Below are 15,164 nucleotides of genomic sequence, written 5' to 3' on the forward strand. Positions count from 1 at the left end.
CGCGTCAGTCGTTGCGGACGGGGTCGCCGAGCACGTGCATCAGCCGGTTGGCCCAGCCGAACAGCGCCGTTGACAGGATGAGGTCGACAGCCTCGGCCTCGCTGATGCCGGCCTCGCGCAGCTTGGCGGCATCCGCTTCAGTGACCGCCGGCGGCGATTGCGAGAGCTTGACCGAAAAGTCGAAGATCGCCTGGTCGCGCGGCGAGAGCTGTGCCTGCTCGCCACGCGCGAAGAGCTCGTCGGTGACGGCGGTGTCCTTGCTGAGCTGTGCGTGGCGGGAGGCGTGCACGGCTGCGCAGTAGATGCAGCGATTGACGATCGAGGCGCCGATGGCACCGAGCTCCCGCTCGGCCCGGCTCATGCCGCCCGGATCGTACATGATCGCGTTGAACAGCGGCGAGCGTACCGACAGCGTCTCCGGATCATGCGCCAGGACCAGCACATAATCCGAGACCTTGGTGTTCGACGGCGTGATCTTCAGCGCGTCGCGTTGCTCGGGAGTGGCGCTGGCCAGATCGACCGGGGTGACCCGCGGCTGCCATTCAGGAACGGTGCGGGTGAAGCGATGGACGATCCGGCTCATGCCACAGCTCCTTTGAGGACAGCGAGCCCGGCGAAGACCCGGCACTGGTAGCTCATAAAGGCGTTGAGCTCGCAAAGGCGCACGATGTCGGCCTCCGCGACGCCGGCTGCCTTCAGCCTCTCGATATCCTCGGAGACGACCGCACGTGGCTCGGCTGCGACCTTGTCCATAAAGGCGATGGCAGCCCGTTCCCGCGCGTCGCTGCTGGTCTGAGCCGGATCGGCGAGATTGCGGACAGCCGGCTCGGCAATCGCCGCGAGGTAGTGCGAGGCCAGTTTCGTCTGGCCATTGAGGGTTGCGATGCGCGCGGCCATCGCCGTGCGCCACTGAGCTGGAAACCCACCGGGATCCCGCGGCTGGATTACCGCGGCTTCGGCTTGGCGGCTCATCTCGATGATGTTGGCGCGCGCGTGCGCCGCGGTCAGAGCTTCCGCTTCGAGCCAGGGAGACGCCTCGGGACCGACGGTCTGGGTCATAGCAATTCCCTTCATGCATCAACTTATCGAGTTAATGCTTATAACGAATGAAGCCCGCCGTTTGCGCTATGTCAAGGATCGATCGCTGTCGGTATGCAAGGGCGCGGCCGTGCCCGCGCGCTGCGCGCCAGACCCGTGGGATCCGCGTGCACGCGATTGCAGCCGGCCCGCCCTCGACACGCACCGCTTCGGGCACTCCCGGATCGACACTCCTGCTGGAGAAGACCAGCCGCGAGATTCCCGCTCGCGAACTGTTCGCCATCGACGATGTCGATGCCGCGACCGCGTTTCCCGCGGATGATGCAGCTCGGCTCGGCACTGGCCAGCACGCCTGGATATGGTACGAAAAATGCTGGCATGAGCGCCGCTGAACGACCTTCGTACCCGAAACGCCTTAGAGGATTTGCGATGGCCCACAGCCTCAACCCCAAGTTCACGCCGGCGGCCGTGCGGACCCAGGACAATCGTCCGGACTTCTCCTCGGAGGCGATCCGGACGGTTCGGGAAGATCTGGCAGCCTGCTTTCGCGCCGCGGCGCGCCACGGCTTCGAAGAAGGCATCTGCAATCACTTCTCGGCCGTGGTGCCCGGGCACGATGATCTCTTCATCGTCAATCCCTACGGAAGGGCTTTTCGCGAGATCACCGCCTCCGAGCTTCTGATCTGCGATTTCGAAGGGAATGTCATCGCGGGCGATGGCCAGCCTGAGGCGACGGCCTTCTACATCCACGCGGAGATTCACAGGCGCGTTCCTCGGGCCAAGGTGGCCTTCCATACGCATATGCCCTACGCGACTGCGCTGAGCATGACCGAGGGCGATCCGCTTATTTGGGCCGGCCAGACCGCTCTGAAATTCTACGGTCGCACGGTCGTCGACAGCGATTACAACGGGCTGGCGCTCGATCATGGGGAGGGCGCACGCATAGCCAACGCGGTGGGCCACGCGGATATCGTGTTCATGCGCAATCATGGGGTGATGGTGCTGGCTCCCAATGTCGCGGAAGCCTGGGACGACCTCTACTATCTGGAACGCGCAGCACAGGTCCAGGTTCTGGCCATGTCGACCGGCCGCCCGGTCAGATCCGTCCCGTCCGATATCGCCGAAGCCACGTATCGACAGATGCGCGAGGGAGATCCCGAGTCAGCCCGGCTTCATCTCGCATCCATTCGGCGGCAGCTTGATCTGGAGGAGCCGCAATATCGTCATTAGCGGCAAACTGGCGCGGCACCGCAGCATGTCGGGCAACGGCGACGCCTGGATCTGGAAAGAGCATCCAAATGCCGCCACCGCGGAGCCTGGGAGGATCTCCGCTTGTGCTCGGCATGTACGAGCACCTACGTGAATAGGATGCGCTGGGTGGACCGAATGTGAACAGCCGACAGATCGAGGTATTTGCCGCCGTGATGAAGGCGGGCACGGTCTCGCGAGCCGCGGAGATTTTGGGCGTCACCCAGCCCGGTGTCAGCCGGCTGATAGCCGAGCTCGAAAAGTCGCTGGGCTTTGCCCTCTTCGACCGGGTGCGCAACCGCATCGTGCCGACTCCGGAGGGACGCACATTCTTCGCGGAGGTCGAGGCGAACTTCCGCGGGATGGACCGGCTGCGCGCCAGCGCGGCACGTATTCGCGACTATGGTGCCGGTCAACTTCGCGTCGCCACCCTCTCGGCGCTGAGTTCTTCGATCGTTCCGAACGCCGTTCTGCGCTTTCGCCAATTGCGCCCGGATGCGACCGTCACGCTTATGGTCCTGCCCTCGCGCGACGTCCGGGATGGAGTGGCTGCCGGCATCTACGATGTCGGTCTTGCCGCCGACGAGATCGATGTCACCGGGGTCGTCCACCAGGTCTTCGTCCAGCCGCGCGCCCTTTGCGCCATCCCGCTCGGCCACCCCCTCGCCTCGCGGGAGACGATCGGCCCCCACGATCTGTCCGGCATCGATTTCGTCGCCTATGTTCCGGAAGATCGCGCCCGGCAGCGCTTCGACATGATCATGTCAGAGGCAGGAGCAGTGCCGCCGCGTGTCGTCGTCGAGACGATCTACGCCGCCACCGTTTGCGCGCTGGTGGCACAGGGGGTAGGCGTCGGGCTGATCAGTCCTTACGCGATCGCGGGCCATGATCAAAGTCGCCTCGTGCTGCGGCCCTTCGAGCCGCCGGTGCTGAGCCGCAGCTTCCTCATCCTGCCGCCCGACCGGCCTAAATCGCAGCTTGTACGCGATTTCATAGGCTGTCTCATGGAAGCGCGCTGATAACCTGGGCTTGCGAAAGCGAGCCATGCGCTGGCTCGCACCGTCAGGCGGCAAGCGCAGCTTGCGCGGGCGTGTACGGCAGGCGCAGGCTCTCCGCGACCTGAGCGTTGGTGATCTGGCCGCGATGCACGTTGAGGCCCGCGGCGAGATGCGGATCGTTGCGGATCGCATCCAGACCGTTTGCGGCCAACGCCAAGCCGAAGGGCAATGTCGCATTGTTCAGCGCGTAGCTCGACGTCAGCGGCACGGCACCCGGCATGTTGGCGACGCAGTAATGGATCACGCCGTCGATTTCGAAGGTCGGGTCCGCATGCGTCGTCGGATGGGAGGTTTCGAAACAACCGCCCTGGTCGATTGCGACGTCGACGAGGACCGCACCGCGTTTCATCCTGGACAGCTGGGAGCGCGACACCAGGCGCGGCGCGGCCGCGCCGGGGATGAGCACCGCACCAATGACGACATCCGCGGCGAGGACCTCTTCCTCGATCGCATGGAGCGTGGAATAGCGTGTCCGCGCCCTGCCGCCGAAGTGCTCGTCGAGCTGCCTGAGCCGCGGCAGGGACCGGTCCAGAATCACCAGATCCGCTCCCAGGCCCGCCGCCATGCGCGCCGCGTGAGTGCCGACGACACCGCCTCCGATGATCGCAATGCGCGCCGGAGGCACCCCCGGCACACCGCCGATCAGCACGCCGCGCCCCCCAGCATGCCGCTGCAGGCAGGCCCCTGCAGCCTCGATCGAAAGCCGGCCTGCCACTTCGCTCATGGGCGCCAGCAATGGCAGGCCGCCGGCCTTGTCGGTCACGGTTTCGTAGGCGACTGCCGTGACCCCCGACTTCAGGAGCCCGGCCGTCTGCTCTGGATCAGGGGCGAGGTGCAGATAGGTGAACAGGATTTGTCCCTCGCGGAGCTGCACCCACTCCGACGGCTGCGGCTCCTTGACCTTCACGATCAGGTCGGCCCTCGCGAAGACTTCTGCTGCATTCGCAACGACCCTGGCGCCCGCGGCCTCATAGGCCGTGTCGGGTGCAGAAATGCCGGCTCCGGCGGTTGTCTCGACAAGGACTTCATGGCCCGCTGCGGTGTATTCGCGCACGGCTTCCGGGGTCAGCCCGACCCGGTATTCGTGGACTTTGATCTCCTTGGGTACACCGACGCGCATTGCTTCCTCCTCGTTATGGTTGGAGCTTGGCTAGTCGCGCGCCGGTGCCGGCGCGGGACTAAGAACGCGAGTGAATGGCTCTCCAGATGGTCTGCGGCGTCGCCGGCATGTCGATATGGCGCACTCCATGGGGCGAGAGTGCATCGACGATCGCATTCATCACCGAAGGCAGGGAACCGGCGCATCCGGCCTCCCCGCAGCCCTTGGCGCCGACAGGATTGGTTCGGGTCGGCACGCCCTCGCTGATGAAGGTGAAGAAGGGCACGTCCGCCGCGCGCGGCATCGCATAATCCATGTAGGAGCCGGTCATCAGCTGGCCGCTTTCGTCATAGGAGGTCATTTCGCAGATCGCCTGGCCGATGCCCTGCACGACCCCGCCATGGAGCTGCCCCTCGACGATCATCGGATTCACCAGCACCCCGAAGTCGTTGACCATAACATAGCTCGCGATCTCGACATGCCCGGTATCGGGATCGATCTCGACCTCGGCGATGTGGCAGCCATTGGGATAGGCCGAGGGCGCCGCCTTGAAGACATGGTCGACATCCAGCGCCCGCGGCAGGTCATCGGGCAAGGCTGCGCCCGCCTGCAGCTTGCGGGCGAGCTCCATGATGCCGACCGAGCGGTCGGTGCCAGCGATGCCGAAGCGGCCATCGGCGAATTCGATATCGGCGACACCGGCCTCCAGGAAGTGCGCGGCCAGCAGCTTGCCTTTCTCGATGACGAGCAGGCTCGCCTCGATGATCGCCGAGCCGCTCGCCATGATCGATTTCGAGCCACCGGTGCCGCCGCCGGCGATCAGTCGATCGCTGTCCCCCTGAACGAGGCGAATCTTCTCGAAGGGCACGCCCAGTTGGCTCGTCAGGACCTGGGCGAAGGGCGTCCAGTGTCCCTGCCCATAGTCGAGCGTCCCGGTCACGATGGTGACCGTTCCGTCCGGCTCGAAATGGATGCCGCCCATCTCGTTGGTCGGAGGGGCGGTGACTTCGAGATAGCAGCCGATCCCGCGGCCGCGCAGCTTGCCGGCCTTGCGGCTGGCGCGCTCGCGCGTCCGGTAGCCCTTCCAGTCGGCGGCCTCCAGCGCCCGCGCGAAGAGCGCCGGGAAGTCGCCGCTGTCATAGACGGTCCCGATCGGGGTCTTCCACGGCAATTGCTTCGGCGCAATCAGGTTGCGCTGCCTGAGGACAGCCCGGTCGATGCCCATTTCCCGGGCCGCGGTATCGATCAGCCGCTCCATGAAATAGTTACCCTCGGGGCGTCCGGCGCCGCGATAGGCCGCGATCGGCACGGTATTGGTGACGGCACAGCGCGTCTGCACCTCCACCAGCGGCGTGCGGTACATGCCGACGCTGTTCTTGCCGATGTTCAGCGTGGCCATCATTGGGCCGGGGGGCGAGAGATAACCGCCCATATTCCCGGTGCCGGTGAAGCGCGTCGCCAGGAACCGCCCGCGCGCATCGAGGGCGAGCTCGGCCTCGAAGATCATGTCGCGGCCGTGATGGTCGGAAACGAAGCTCTCGGACCGCTGGTCGGTCCATTTCACCGGCTTATTCAGCAGCCGCGCCGCATGTAGCAGCACGACATATTCCGGGAACACGGCCGACTTCATGCCGAAGGAGCCGCCGACATGGCCGGTCAGCAAGTGCATCCGGTCATGCGGGACACCCATCGCCGCCGCCAGGTTGTTGCGCATGCCGAAAGCGCCCTGGCTCGGGGCGTGGAGCGTGTAACGCTTCGTCTTGCGGTCATAGGTACCGATCGCGGCGCGCGGCTCGATCGGATTCACGATGATGCGGTTGTTGACGATCTGCACCCGCGTGACATGCGCGGCCTTGGCAAAGGCCGCCGCGACCTTCGCAGCGTCGCCGAAATGGTAGTCGAGGATGAGGTTGCCGGGAACCTCATCGAACAGCTGCGGCGCGTCCGGGGCAAGCGCCGCCTCCACCGAGGTGACGGCGGGCAGGATGTCGATATCCAGCGATATGGCCTCGGCGGCATCGCGCGCCTGCTGCGCCGTGCGGGCCACGACCATCGCCACGGGGTCGCCGACGAAGCGCACCTTATCCGCGGCAAGTGCCTTGCGGACCGGCTTCCTCATCGCGGTCCCGTCCCGGTTCGGCAGGTCCACCTGGCATTTCAGCGATCCGTAGTTCTGCCCCTCCAGATCATCGGCCGTGTAGACCGCGACGACACCCTTCATCGCTTTCGCAGCTTCGGTATCGATGCCGCGAATGACGCCATGCGCATGCGGGCTTCGGACGAAAGCCGCGTAGAGCTGTCCTTCCAGCGCAAGATCGTCGGTGTAGCGCCCTTGACCGCGGACCAGCGCGGCATCCTCGTTGCGCGGGACAGACTGGCCAATTCCGACGCGGCCGGTCGCGCGATCGACCCGAGACACATGCATATTCATCGCAAGGCACCACTATCGAACAGAAACCGAGGCGCTGGCTCAGGCAGATAGCTGCCTTTGCCTTCGACCTCGCGCGGCGCCACCTCATTGCGAGCGGCGGACCCGACGGCGCACAACCATATGCGTGCCGGATCGAATTGGCGCCTGGGGCTGCGGCATGGCTCCATTGACCGTGTCGGATAGCGCGGCGCGACGCGACCTGAAGCTTTGCCCTTGTGGAAGCGCCAATGACGTAACCTGATACTGCGCCGATCCGACGCACGGTCTGCAATGTTCAACTTCCACAGCATGCTGCGCCGGCAGCGATCATGTTCGCGGTTGACGAGCCTGTTCGACGCAGGAGCGCGTTTCGGAGGGCAGCCGAAGCCATTTATCGTCCGCATCGACGGACGGCATCGGCTGCGCGCGACGCAAGCAAAATTCTATACGAAAGCGCTTCTACAAATAATGATTTATGTCAAAAGAGGTTTCTTTAGAATAAAATTGCCACCGTTGATTCCGATGGCCAAATCTGCTTATCAAACGCCGCCGATAAGCCGAGCAAAACAAGAATCGTCGCCAAGGAAAAAGCGGTCCGATGAGCAATTTCTACGAGGAGCAGGTTCTCAGCGTTCATCACTGGACCGATACGCTGTTCAGCTTCACGACGACTCGCGACGCGGCATTCCGCTTCAAGAACGGCCAGTTCACGATGATCGGACTCAAGGTCGACGAGAAGCCGTTGCTGCGGGCCTACAGCGTCGCGAGCACCAACTATGACGAGTGCCTGGAATTCTTCTCGATCAAGGTACCGAACGGGCCTCTGACGTCGCGGCTCCAGAACCTCAAGGTCGGCGATCCTATCGTCGTCGGCAAGAAGGCGACGGGCACGCTCGTCCTCGACAATCTCCGTGACGGCAAGCGCCTTTTCCTGCTTGGCACCGGAACCGGCCTCGCACCCTTCCTCTCGCTGATCCGCGACCCCGAGACCTATGAGCGCTTTGAGAGCGTCGTGCTCGTGCATGGCTGCCGGCAGGTCGCGGAGCTGGCCTATGGCGAGCGGATTCAGAGCCAGTTGCCGCAGGACGAATTCCTCGGCGACATGATCCGCAAACAGCTCGTCTACTACCCGACGGTGACTCGCGAGCCGTTCCGCAATCGCGGACGCATCACCGACTTGCTGACCTCCGGCCAGCTCTTTTCAGATATCGGGCAGCCGGGCTTCGATCCACGCAATGATCGCTTCATGCTCTGCGGCTCGCCGCAATTATTGGCCGATCTGAAATCGATCTTCGCGGCGCATGGCCTGCACGAGGGCAATCACGGGGAGCCGGGCGACTACGTGATCGAAAAGGCTTTTGTCGAGAAGTAGCCGCCATGATCCGGCACATCGTATTTTTCAGCGCCAAGGCTCCGGAGAATATCGAGGCGATTCGCAGAGGCCTGTCGATCCTGACAGGCATCCCTCATGCCCTCAGGCTCGAGATTGCCGAAAATCGGAAGTCGGATCCGCTGAGTTCCGAAGTCGACATCGTCGTTTACGGCGAATTCGCGGATCACGCAGCCCTCGCGGCGTACAAGGCCCACGAGCTCTATGCCGAAGCGATAAGACGGGTGCGGCCCCTGCGTGAGTTGAGGCTTGCTGCGGATTACGTAATCGCCGAGGCGACGACGGAACCTGCGGTCGCCCGCTGAAACGCCGGCCGCGGCGCCCCTTCAAGCTTCGGGTGCCGACGGGGGCCGCTGGTCCGATGGTGGGGCCGCTTGCCCGTGACCGAAGGACTTCGATCGCGTCGCGCGTCCCTACCGACAGTGAAGGCACATGCGGTCGAACCGCAGGGGTGATCCGGCCCACGCCTTGGACGAGGCCGCATCGATTTCTGTCGGAGGCGCGCCGCGCCTCCTATGCGGCTGTGCGGTTCAGCAAGCGGCGAAAATGATCCGCCTGCTGATAGAAGCGTTCAGCTTCAACGCGATCGCCTGTCGCTTCACGCTTTCGCGCGGAGCCCATGGCGCGCTCGAAATGCGCCCGAATATCCAAATCCGCCGCTCGCCCTGCCCGATTGCGTATATCGCCAGCCGGCAGCTTGCGGTGTTGGAGGTCCATGGCTTTCTCCTCAGCCCATGATCCGCGCGACGATTTTGCGCAATTCTTCGCGCGAGAGGCCACAAGGTTCGGGCTTCCAGCTTGATGAAGCTTTCGGAGGCAATGGCTGCAAGGCCGTGACGGCTACGCGCAATTTCTTATGTTCGTATCGAGTCGTATTTTTCATATGGTTCCAGTGGCGCGCGGCTTGTCCGCGCTGCCTGTAAGGCTGCCGTGCAGAATGCAGGCAGCGGTAAGCTGCGAAACGGCGTTCGATTGTCGAAAGAGTAAAAAATCGGGCAACGCGCCTGTCGCGGCGAGGCCAGCCGAATAGCTCGGTCGATGAAACCTTCTAGTGAACCATTGTGGCCGTTTGAAGTTGCCGCAGCTGCGTCAGGGGAAATAATTCGCAGGCCTGACAGCTGCACCGTGCCGGCAGGAACCATGCAGGTTCTTCCCGATGGCAGTCATCGCGCCATCGATCGCCTCGAAAGGTCCACGCAACACGTCAACCATCCGTGGAAGCTCGTCGATGGTCAGGACGATCCAGAACTGGTCATGAGGATCGCGGACGATCGAGCAGACCGAGCGCTCCAGCAGGTCGGTGACGCCCCATCGATTGGATAGATTCGGGCGAACTGTCGTATCCATAACCACCTCCTGCTTCACGATCAGGGAGAAGTCGGTTTCGTCCGTGCGCTGCGCTTTGGCTTCGGTTGCATTGCAGCTTCGCCAGCTGCCTTGGCGTCGGCGGCCTCCTTGGCGAGCCGCTGTGCTCGCAATCTCGCCGTTCGCTCGCGAATGGCGATCTGTTCCTTGCGCAACGCGTCAAGAGCGGTTTCAGCCTCGGCGCGACGTTGCGCTGCCAGCGTCGCCCTGCTCTGGGCTCGTAGTCGGGCCTCTTCCGGCGAGATCCTGTTATCCGACATCGGCTAACTCCTTCCTGCCCGCGCGATGCCAAAAGCGCGAGCGTCATTCCCGCGCAGCGCGTTCCTGCAGTGATCGAACGGTTTCGAGCGGGGCGTTCCGAGGCCGCTCGACGCCGACCCACGACAGTTCAGCCCGTCGCGGGGCATGGCGCACACGCCCCTCTCGGCGGCTCGGCCGGGCGATGCGCTCACGTTCGGCCGCTGGGAGGCGCTCCGTATCGGCGAGCCCGGCCGTCTTCTCCGCCTGCCGCTCGGCCCCGCGCCGGACCCAGAGCGTCTCATCGCCGTTGGGGCGTGTCTCGAAGCGCTCCAACCGCGCCTGTTTGGCAGTGGTCGGGCTGGTCCGGCGATCGGCGACATTCTGCAGATCGAAGCCCAAGCCACAAACCTCGCTTATTATGCCAGCGCAGGCCGCGCCGGACGAGCGGGCCGCTCCACGCGCTTCGGAGCCGGCAGCAATCCTTCACGCTGGGCCTGCTTGCGAGCAGCCTTGCGAGCGCGGCGAATGGCTTCCGCCTTCTCGCGGGTGCGCCGTTCAGACGGCTTCTCGTATGAGCGGCGCGCCTTCATTTCACGGAACACGCCTTCGCGTTGCATCTTCTTCTTGAGAACACGGAGCGCCTGATCGACATTGTTGTCGCGGACAAGAACCTGCATTCGAACTTCCCTTCTGGTGAAAACAAAAAAGGGCCGGGTTGATCCCGACCCTCCGTGGCCATCCGTCGCTCAATCGTACGGCGCCGGTGCATCCGCGGTCGCCGCATATCTCGATTGCCGCGCCAGACGGCATCTCAGCTCACTCGGCCTGCAGGTTATCCGCAGAGACCTTCCCGGAGCGCTTGTCCTGCACCAGCTCATAGGAGACCTTCTGGCCTTCCCGGAGCGTGCGCAGCCCTGCCCGCTCGACGGCGCTGATATGGACGAAGGCATCCTGGCCGCCATCTTCCGGCTGAATGAAGCCAAAGCCCTTATCGGTGTTGAACCATTTGACTGTGCCGCTGGCCATGCTGACCTCCTGTAAAAGCGACCGCTCACACGCTGCGGAATGCAACGCATGTCTCGATTTGAGCAGGAAGTTCGTCAGCAAAGCGCGATGGTGCGCGGGGCCAATTCGTTCGGCCTAGATCGATTCCTCTAAGATGGTGTTTGGCGAGCGCATTGTCAAATGAGTGCCGATTCGCATCAGTATTCTCGGAACATTATCGGGTGACTGCCCACTCGGTCGAAAACGAGCCGGCCTCGTGGCGAGAGCGGGGCCGATCCGGACTGCCACTCGCCATCGGAGCCTCCCTGGACTGGCCGCCTGTGGAGCGGCGGGCACGCCTGGCACGCACGCTCAAGCAGCGTTGAGGCCGAACTTGGTTTGGCCGAATGCCTGTGTTCACCAATGTCAGCCCGGGCAGCTGTAGCCTTCACCAAATGCCAGGGATCAGCCGCCACCGAACCCGCGCAGCGTAGTTCGCGTAGCCTGCGAGCGCTGCCTGAAGAACTCGATCCTCCGTGATCGTGCGATAGAGCAGAAACGGCAGGCTGAAAATGGCGACGAGCGCGGCTGCGAGCCACGACCCGAGTGCTGGTCCGCTTGCCAGCAGAATCAGGATTCCGGCGGCATATCCGGGATGGCGGACGAAGGCGTAAGGGCCGGTGGTGACCACGTGGTGACCACGGTCGGTCTGGATGCGAACGACCGAGGAGAAGAAGCGGTTCACGCGCATTGCCCAAAGCGCCAGGGCGTAACCGCCCGCGACCGCGCTCAGGCAAATCGCCTGCAGCCAGCCAGGCAAGTCGTCGCTCCAATGGAATCGGCCGCGATCGAGCCCGGCAACGACCCAGTGCACGAACAGAACCAGTGAAAAGGCCCGCAGTGCGAGCGGCGGCTTGCCGCCGCCAGGCCGCATGCGTTCGCGCAGGAGGTCCGGATCGAGCGCCGCGAATGAAGCGATCACGACGACGGCAATGATTGCCAGATACGCCCAAAAGCCCGGAATGGCGACCGTACCGGCGGCGGCAAACAATGCGATGGCCGCAGCGACCACGAACAAGACGGCCTGGAGATACGCCGAGATTGGCATCCCCAATCATACCATGTCAGAGGAGACGAAATACCGCTGCGCATGATCCGCCCGTCACCGCGGCCCTACCGGCGCATAGGCCAACGCCCGCGTTTCGCGCACTCCTTCAGCCGAAGGAAGGCACGTCGCGGACCGACCGTTCAAGCCACGTCGTGACAATGGCTCGCACGCTGCTCGACATAGCTGCGGCGTGTCTCGGCCGTGTTCGGAAGGCCGGCCTCCGCGAGCCACGCCAGAAACTCGGCTGGCCGAACGGTAACGATTTCCAGCGCCCGGCCTCTTGCGAGCCACGCATTCATGACGGCGACGGCATTCCGATGCCAGGTCTCGTAATCGGAAGGCATCTCGTCACGATCGTGGGCGAGTTCCCAAAGCTGCTGGAAATCCTCCGGCTCGTACCAAGGCATGGCCACGGTGTACGCCTCGATTGTCGGTTTCATGGGCTCGCCAGTCAGTGATTAGGGGGCCGCAAGCGAGCGCGCGAAATTCTGCGCATCCAGCCCTCTCCCAAATGTACGGCAGAAGCCTGCGGAAATCAACAAAAATCAAATATATTCAACAGCTTAATGACAGATAACGGCGCCTGTTTAGCAACAGTGTCAGGTCGGCTCTCTTGAAACAAAATCGCTTCATGGGCATTCTACCTATAATGAGGCAACAGCGGCAAATGAGTAAGTCTGATGTCGGAGAGCACCGCGAAGGGCAATGATCTCGCGCGAGGCGAGCGCTTGCAGATCATGGTCGATAGCGAGGAACTCGCAGCCCTCGAGGATTTTCGGTTCAATAACCGAATGCCGAGTCGCGCAGCCGCTGTCCGCGAGCTGCTTCGTCGCGGCCTGGCCGCGACGGGGTATCGGCTGGATGAAAAGCGAGGGTCCTCCAGCGAATATGGGGTGACCCGTGGCTATGATGTGAATGGCGCGGACGAAGGCGCCGGCTGACGCTCCTCTCGGCGACATGAGCTGGTCGATCGCCGCCATTCTCAGAAGCTGTCGCCAGCCCCCTCGTGCAGCGACGGCTAACCACCCGGCCCGAGGAGCGCGAAGCCGGTGATCGATGTCACAAAGACCCCCGGCCACAGCGAAAATCGACGCGTGGCCGCGAAAGGCGCATCAGCATGACTTTTGTCGCCGGAGGCGCCTGACACCGAACATCCGATAGCTGCGCCGCTCAGGAAAGGCCAACCGCGTTCCTTGCGGTGTTTGCATCCATTCTTGCGCGTCGGGGGATCTGGGGGCTGGGCTGGACGGCCCTTTTCGGGCCCTTCCGTCAGCGGCTGTCAGCGCGACGCGGCGATCAACTTCGACACGGAGACGAACGACAGCCGCCTCGCCGTGGTGTCGCTTGATTTGCGTTGGCCCGCCCTGTCACGCCGAGCGCTTCTTGCGGTCATCCTTGCGCTTGTCCTGCTCGACTGCCGCCTTAGTGGACCGTGCGATCGTCGCTATTGCCAAAGGTGGCTTGCCGGACCGCTCGGATATCGCGCGATCCTGCTCCATAATCGTCGTTCGCGCGGGCTCGTCGCCGTCCAGGCCACCGAGCAAGGATGTGGGCACGCGCCGGTTGGAGGTTCTCGATCCGTCTTCGTAAACGACATCGAACATCGTGAACTCGGTGTCGAGAGCTTTGGATTTTGTACGTTTAGACATTTTCGCCTTCTTGGCCCGCAGCTTGCCGAATGCTCACAGGCCCCTGGAATCCGCCCGCTGCCGCTGGAAGTGGTAAGATGCGCGAGCACAGGGCATGCGCCAGGAGATCAACGGACAGCGAGCCTTATTTTTGCGCTGTGACGCAAATGGCCGGGCAGCGGCCGATTGTCCAGTCACCCGATGGAAATTCAATCGATTAGCGGCAGAGAGCGGCGGATCATGCGGGAAATAATTCGAACGTTCCTGACGCTTCCCATCCGCTTTTTCAGGCTCCGGCTGACGGGAATGAGCAACTCAACCAGTTCATTTTTGCGTTTCCGGCGGTCTCCGTAGTCACTGCTAGGGCCGAAAGGCTCTTCAGACCCAAGTTTCGGCATCACTGCCCGGGCCTCAGCACCCCCCCGATTTCAGGCTGAGGGGCATCGCGATCCAACAGACGGGTTCGGACCGCCGGGGCTCACGTCCATGGGTCAGTTCGGCCGTGTAGAGTCCGTTGATCGCCTCGGCGACAGCGTTGTCATAGCCGTCGCCGACGCAGCGCAGGCACCGCAGCTTCAGCCGGGCAGCCATTGAAATCGGCGTCAGCGCCTCCGCGTTGAGCCACGCGCTCAAGGGCCTGGAGGGCAGGCTCGGCGTCAGGCTTCTGAACCGGACCACCAAGAGCGTGACCCTGACCGCTGCCGGTGAGGTCCTCGCGGCAGCGATCGGCGAGCCAGCAATCGCATGGTGGATGTGACGGACGCGGGCTTCGATGCCGGCATCCGCTATGGCGGCACAGTGCCGGAGGATATGATCGCGCAGCGGCTGTCGGCCGATATCCGCTGGGTGGTCGCGGGCTCACCCGATTACCTCGACCGCTTCGGCACTCCGGAGCATCCCGACGATCTGCACCGGCACCGATGCATCAGCAACCGGCTCGGTGACGATCGGGTCTATCGATGGGAGTTCGAGCGCCGCGGCGAGGATCTGCAGGTGGCGGTGCCGACATCGATCACGGTCGACCAGGCGGAAACGGGTCTCGTGGCGATCCTCGGAGGGCTAGGCCTGATGTATTTCCCCGAGCCGCTCATCGCTCCGCATCTCGCGGACGGACGGCTGCGCCCAGTGCTCTCGGACTGGGCTGCTCGCGGAGCAGGATTTCACATCTATTATTCGAGCCGCCGTCAGGTCCCGACGGGACTGCGCCTTCTGATCGACCATTCGAGAGTTGCAACCCATGGGGCTGTAAAATGCCGGGATTTGTCCGTCATCATCTKGCTTCGTCGGATGAYCAGCTCAAGACATCGATGGGSGCRCTTTTCGGATCGAACTACCTGCCTGGAGACAGGGTAGATACGCTGGTCAACGGTATCCAGATCTCACCTCCCTCGGCGCAGACTCGCTGCCATTTTCGGGGTGGTATCTCTATCGCCCGACCGGCGCCCGATTGGGCAACCGCTCGCTCAACGCTTCAGCTGAGCGCAGCTTGAAACTGCACTGGCGCGTTTCAGCTCCCTAAGAGCTGGCTCGGGAAAATTGGACAGGCCGGATGAGTGGAGTTTCTGCCTGAAGGCGGCACGATGGCCGCGACAGGAG

The 15,164-nt window shown here is 63.5% G+C and carries 20 protein-coding genes; 8 read left to right on the forward strand and 12 right to left on the reverse strand.

The genetic code is table 11. The features are described 5' to 3' along the window. Positions 1-4: 4 nt before the first annotated feature. Positions 5-583: a peroxidase-related enzyme gene (locus AB4Z16_RS06860; RefSeq protein ID WP_441510582.1), complete on the reverse strand. Its 579-nt coding sequence runs from the start codon at positions 581-583 to the stop codon at positions 5-7. Further along, positions 580-1,059 (reverse strand): hypothetical protein, encoded by a 480-nt coding sequence (locus AB4Z16_RS06865; protein WP_441510583.1) that lies wholly within the window; start codon positions 1,057-1,059, stop codon positions 580-582. Before AB4Z16_RS06865 ends, AB4Z16_RS06860 begins: the two co-directional genes overlap by 4 nt. 68 nt (positions 1,060-1,127) lie before the next feature. On the opposite strand from AB4Z16_RS06865, the gene AB4Z16_RS06870 reads away from it, so the two are divergent. The 3 genes from AB4Z16_RS06870 (at position 1,128) to AB4Z16_RS06880 (ending at position 3,305) form a co-directional block, all read left to right on the forward strand. Continuing rightward, positions 1,128-1,430, forward strand: a complete 303-nt coding sequence (locus AB4Z16_RS06870; RefSeq protein ID WP_441510584.1) for an SDR family oxidoreductase — start codon at positions 1,128-1,130, stop codon at positions 1,428-1,430. A 37-nt stretch (positions 1,431-1,467) separates the two neighbouring features. Beyond that, positions 1,468-2,268, forward strand: a complete 801-nt coding sequence (locus AB4Z16_RS06875) for an aldolase (protein ID WP_441510585.1) — start codon at positions 1,468-1,470, stop codon at positions 2,266-2,268. A 158-nt stretch (positions 2,269-2,426) separates the two neighbouring features. Continuing rightward, on the forward strand, positions 2,427-3,305 hold the full coding sequence (locus tag AB4Z16_RS06880) for a LysR substrate-binding domain-containing protein (protein WP_441510586.1): 879 nt from the start codon (positions 2,427-2,429) through the stop codon (positions 3,303-3,305). A 43-nt stretch (positions 3,306-3,348) separates the two neighbouring features. Here AB4Z16_RS06880 and ald read toward each other — a convergent pair whose 3' ends face one another. Together ald and AB4Z16_RS06890 are read right to left on the reverse strand one after the other, a co-directional pair. Beyond that, positions 3,349-4,464, reverse strand: a complete 1,116-nt coding sequence (ald, locus tag AB4Z16_RS06885) for an alanine dehydrogenase (RefSeq protein ID WP_441510587.1) — start codon at positions 4,462-4,464, stop codon at positions 3,349-3,351. A gap of 58 nt (positions 4,465-4,522) precedes the next feature. Next, on the reverse strand, positions 4,523-6,868 hold the full coding sequence (locus tag AB4Z16_RS06890) for a xanthine dehydrogenase family protein molybdopterin-binding subunit (RefSeq protein ID WP_441510718.1): 2,346 nt from the start codon (positions 6,866-6,868) through the stop codon (positions 4,523-4,525). Positions 6,869-7,451: 583 nt separating this feature from the next. On the opposite strand from AB4Z16_RS06890, the gene AB4Z16_RS06895 reads away from it, so the two are divergent. Together AB4Z16_RS06895 and AB4Z16_RS06900 are read left to right on the forward strand one after the other, a co-directional pair. Continuing rightward, positions 7,452-8,225, forward strand: a complete 774-nt coding sequence (locus AB4Z16_RS06895) for a ferredoxin--NADP reductase (protein ID WP_441510588.1) — start codon at positions 7,452-7,454, stop codon at positions 8,223-8,225. Positions 8,226-8,230: 5 nt separating this feature from the next. Next, entirely contained in the window at positions 8,231-8,548 is a 318-nt protein-coding gene (locus AB4Z16_RS06900) for a Dabb family protein (RefSeq protein WP_441510589.1), read from the forward strand. Between the two features lie 208 nt (positions 8,549-8,756). Here AB4Z16_RS06900 and AB4Z16_RS06905 read toward each other — a convergent pair whose 3' ends face one another. The 7 genes from AB4Z16_RS06905 to AB4Z16_RS06935 form a co-directional block, all read right to left on the reverse strand. Continuing rightward, the gene (locus AB4Z16_RS06905) at positions 8,757-8,960 is read right to left on the reverse strand and encodes a DUF4167 domain-containing protein (RefSeq protein WP_441510590.1); all 204 of its coding nucleotides are present in this window, start codon (positions 8,958-8,960) and stop codon (positions 8,757-8,759) included. 372 nt (positions 8,961-9,332) lie between these two features. Beyond that, positions 9,333-9,590, reverse strand: a complete 258-nt coding sequence (locus AB4Z16_RS06910) for a hypothetical protein (RefSeq protein WP_441510591.1) — start codon at positions 9,588-9,590, stop codon at positions 9,333-9,335. Positions 9,591-9,911: 321 nt separating this feature from the next. Then, on the reverse strand, positions 9,912-10,247 hold the full coding sequence (locus AB4Z16_RS06915; protein WP_441510592.1) for a hypothetical protein: 336 nt from the start codon (positions 10,245-10,247) through the stop codon (positions 9,912-9,914). Between the two features lie 17 nt (positions 10,248-10,264). After that, entirely contained in the window at positions 10,265-10,525 is a 261-nt protein-coding gene (gene rpsU / locus AB4Z16_RS06920; RefSeq protein ID WP_441510593.1) for a 30S ribosomal protein S21, read from the reverse strand. Positions 10,526-10,664: 139 nt separating this feature from the next. After that, a complete protein-coding gene (locus AB4Z16_RS06925) occupies positions 10,665-10,874 on the reverse strand; it encodes a cold-shock protein (protein WP_441468576.1) in 210 nt (69 codons plus the stop codon). A 406-nt stretch (positions 10,875-11,280) separates the two neighbouring features. Then, positions 11,281-11,904: a methyltransferase family protein gene (locus tag AB4Z16_RS06930; RefSeq protein WP_441510719.1), complete on the reverse strand. Its 624-nt coding sequence runs from the start codon at positions 11,902-11,904 to the stop codon at positions 11,281-11,283. A 176-nt stretch (positions 11,905-12,080) separates the two neighbouring features. Then, positions 12,081-12,380 carry a hypothetical protein gene (locus tag AB4Z16_RS06935; protein ID WP_441510594.1) on the reverse strand — a complete coding sequence of 100 codons (300 nt, stop codon included), beginning with the start codon at positions 12,378-12,380 and terminating at the stop codon, positions 12,081-12,083. A 240-nt stretch (positions 12,381-12,620) separates the two neighbouring features. On the opposite strand from AB4Z16_RS06935, the gene AB4Z16_RS06940 reads away from it, so the two are divergent. Further along, the gene (locus AB4Z16_RS06940) at positions 12,621-12,881 is read left to right on the forward strand and encodes a hypothetical protein (RefSeq protein WP_441510595.1); all 261 of its coding nucleotides are present in this window, start codon (positions 12,621-12,623) and stop codon (positions 12,879-12,881) included. Positions 12,882-13,307: 426 nt separating this feature from the next. Here the strand turns inward: AB4Z16_RS06940 and AB4Z16_RS06945 are convergent, their stop codons facing one another. Further along, positions 13,308-13,589: a hypothetical protein gene (locus tag AB4Z16_RS06945; protein WP_441510596.1), complete on the reverse strand. Its 282-nt coding sequence runs from the start codon at positions 13,587-13,589 to the stop codon at positions 13,308-13,310. A gap of 595 nt (positions 13,590-14,184) precedes the next feature. Between AB4Z16_RS06945 and AB4Z16_RS06950 the strand changes: the two genes are divergently transcribed. Both AB4Z16_RS06950 and AB4Z16_RS06955 read left to right on the forward strand, forming a co-directional pair. Continuing rightward, entirely contained in the window at positions 14,185-14,325 is a 141-nt protein-coding gene (locus AB4Z16_RS06950; protein WP_441510597.1) for a LysR family transcriptional regulator, read from the forward strand. Beyond that, positions 14,313-14,921, forward strand: a complete 609-nt coding sequence (locus tag AB4Z16_RS06955) for a LysR substrate-binding domain-containing protein (protein WP_441510598.1) — start codon at positions 14,313-14,315, stop codon at positions 14,919-14,921. Before AB4Z16_RS06950 ends, AB4Z16_RS06955 begins: the two co-directional genes overlap by 13 nt. Positions 14,922-15,164 lie beyond the last annotated feature (243 nt).

This window comes from Allobosea sp. TAF32 (genome assembly GCF_052113585.1).
In the GTDB taxonomy this organism is placed as follows: Bacteria; Pseudomonadota; Alphaproteobacteria; order Rhizobiales; family Beijerinckiaceae; genus Allobosea.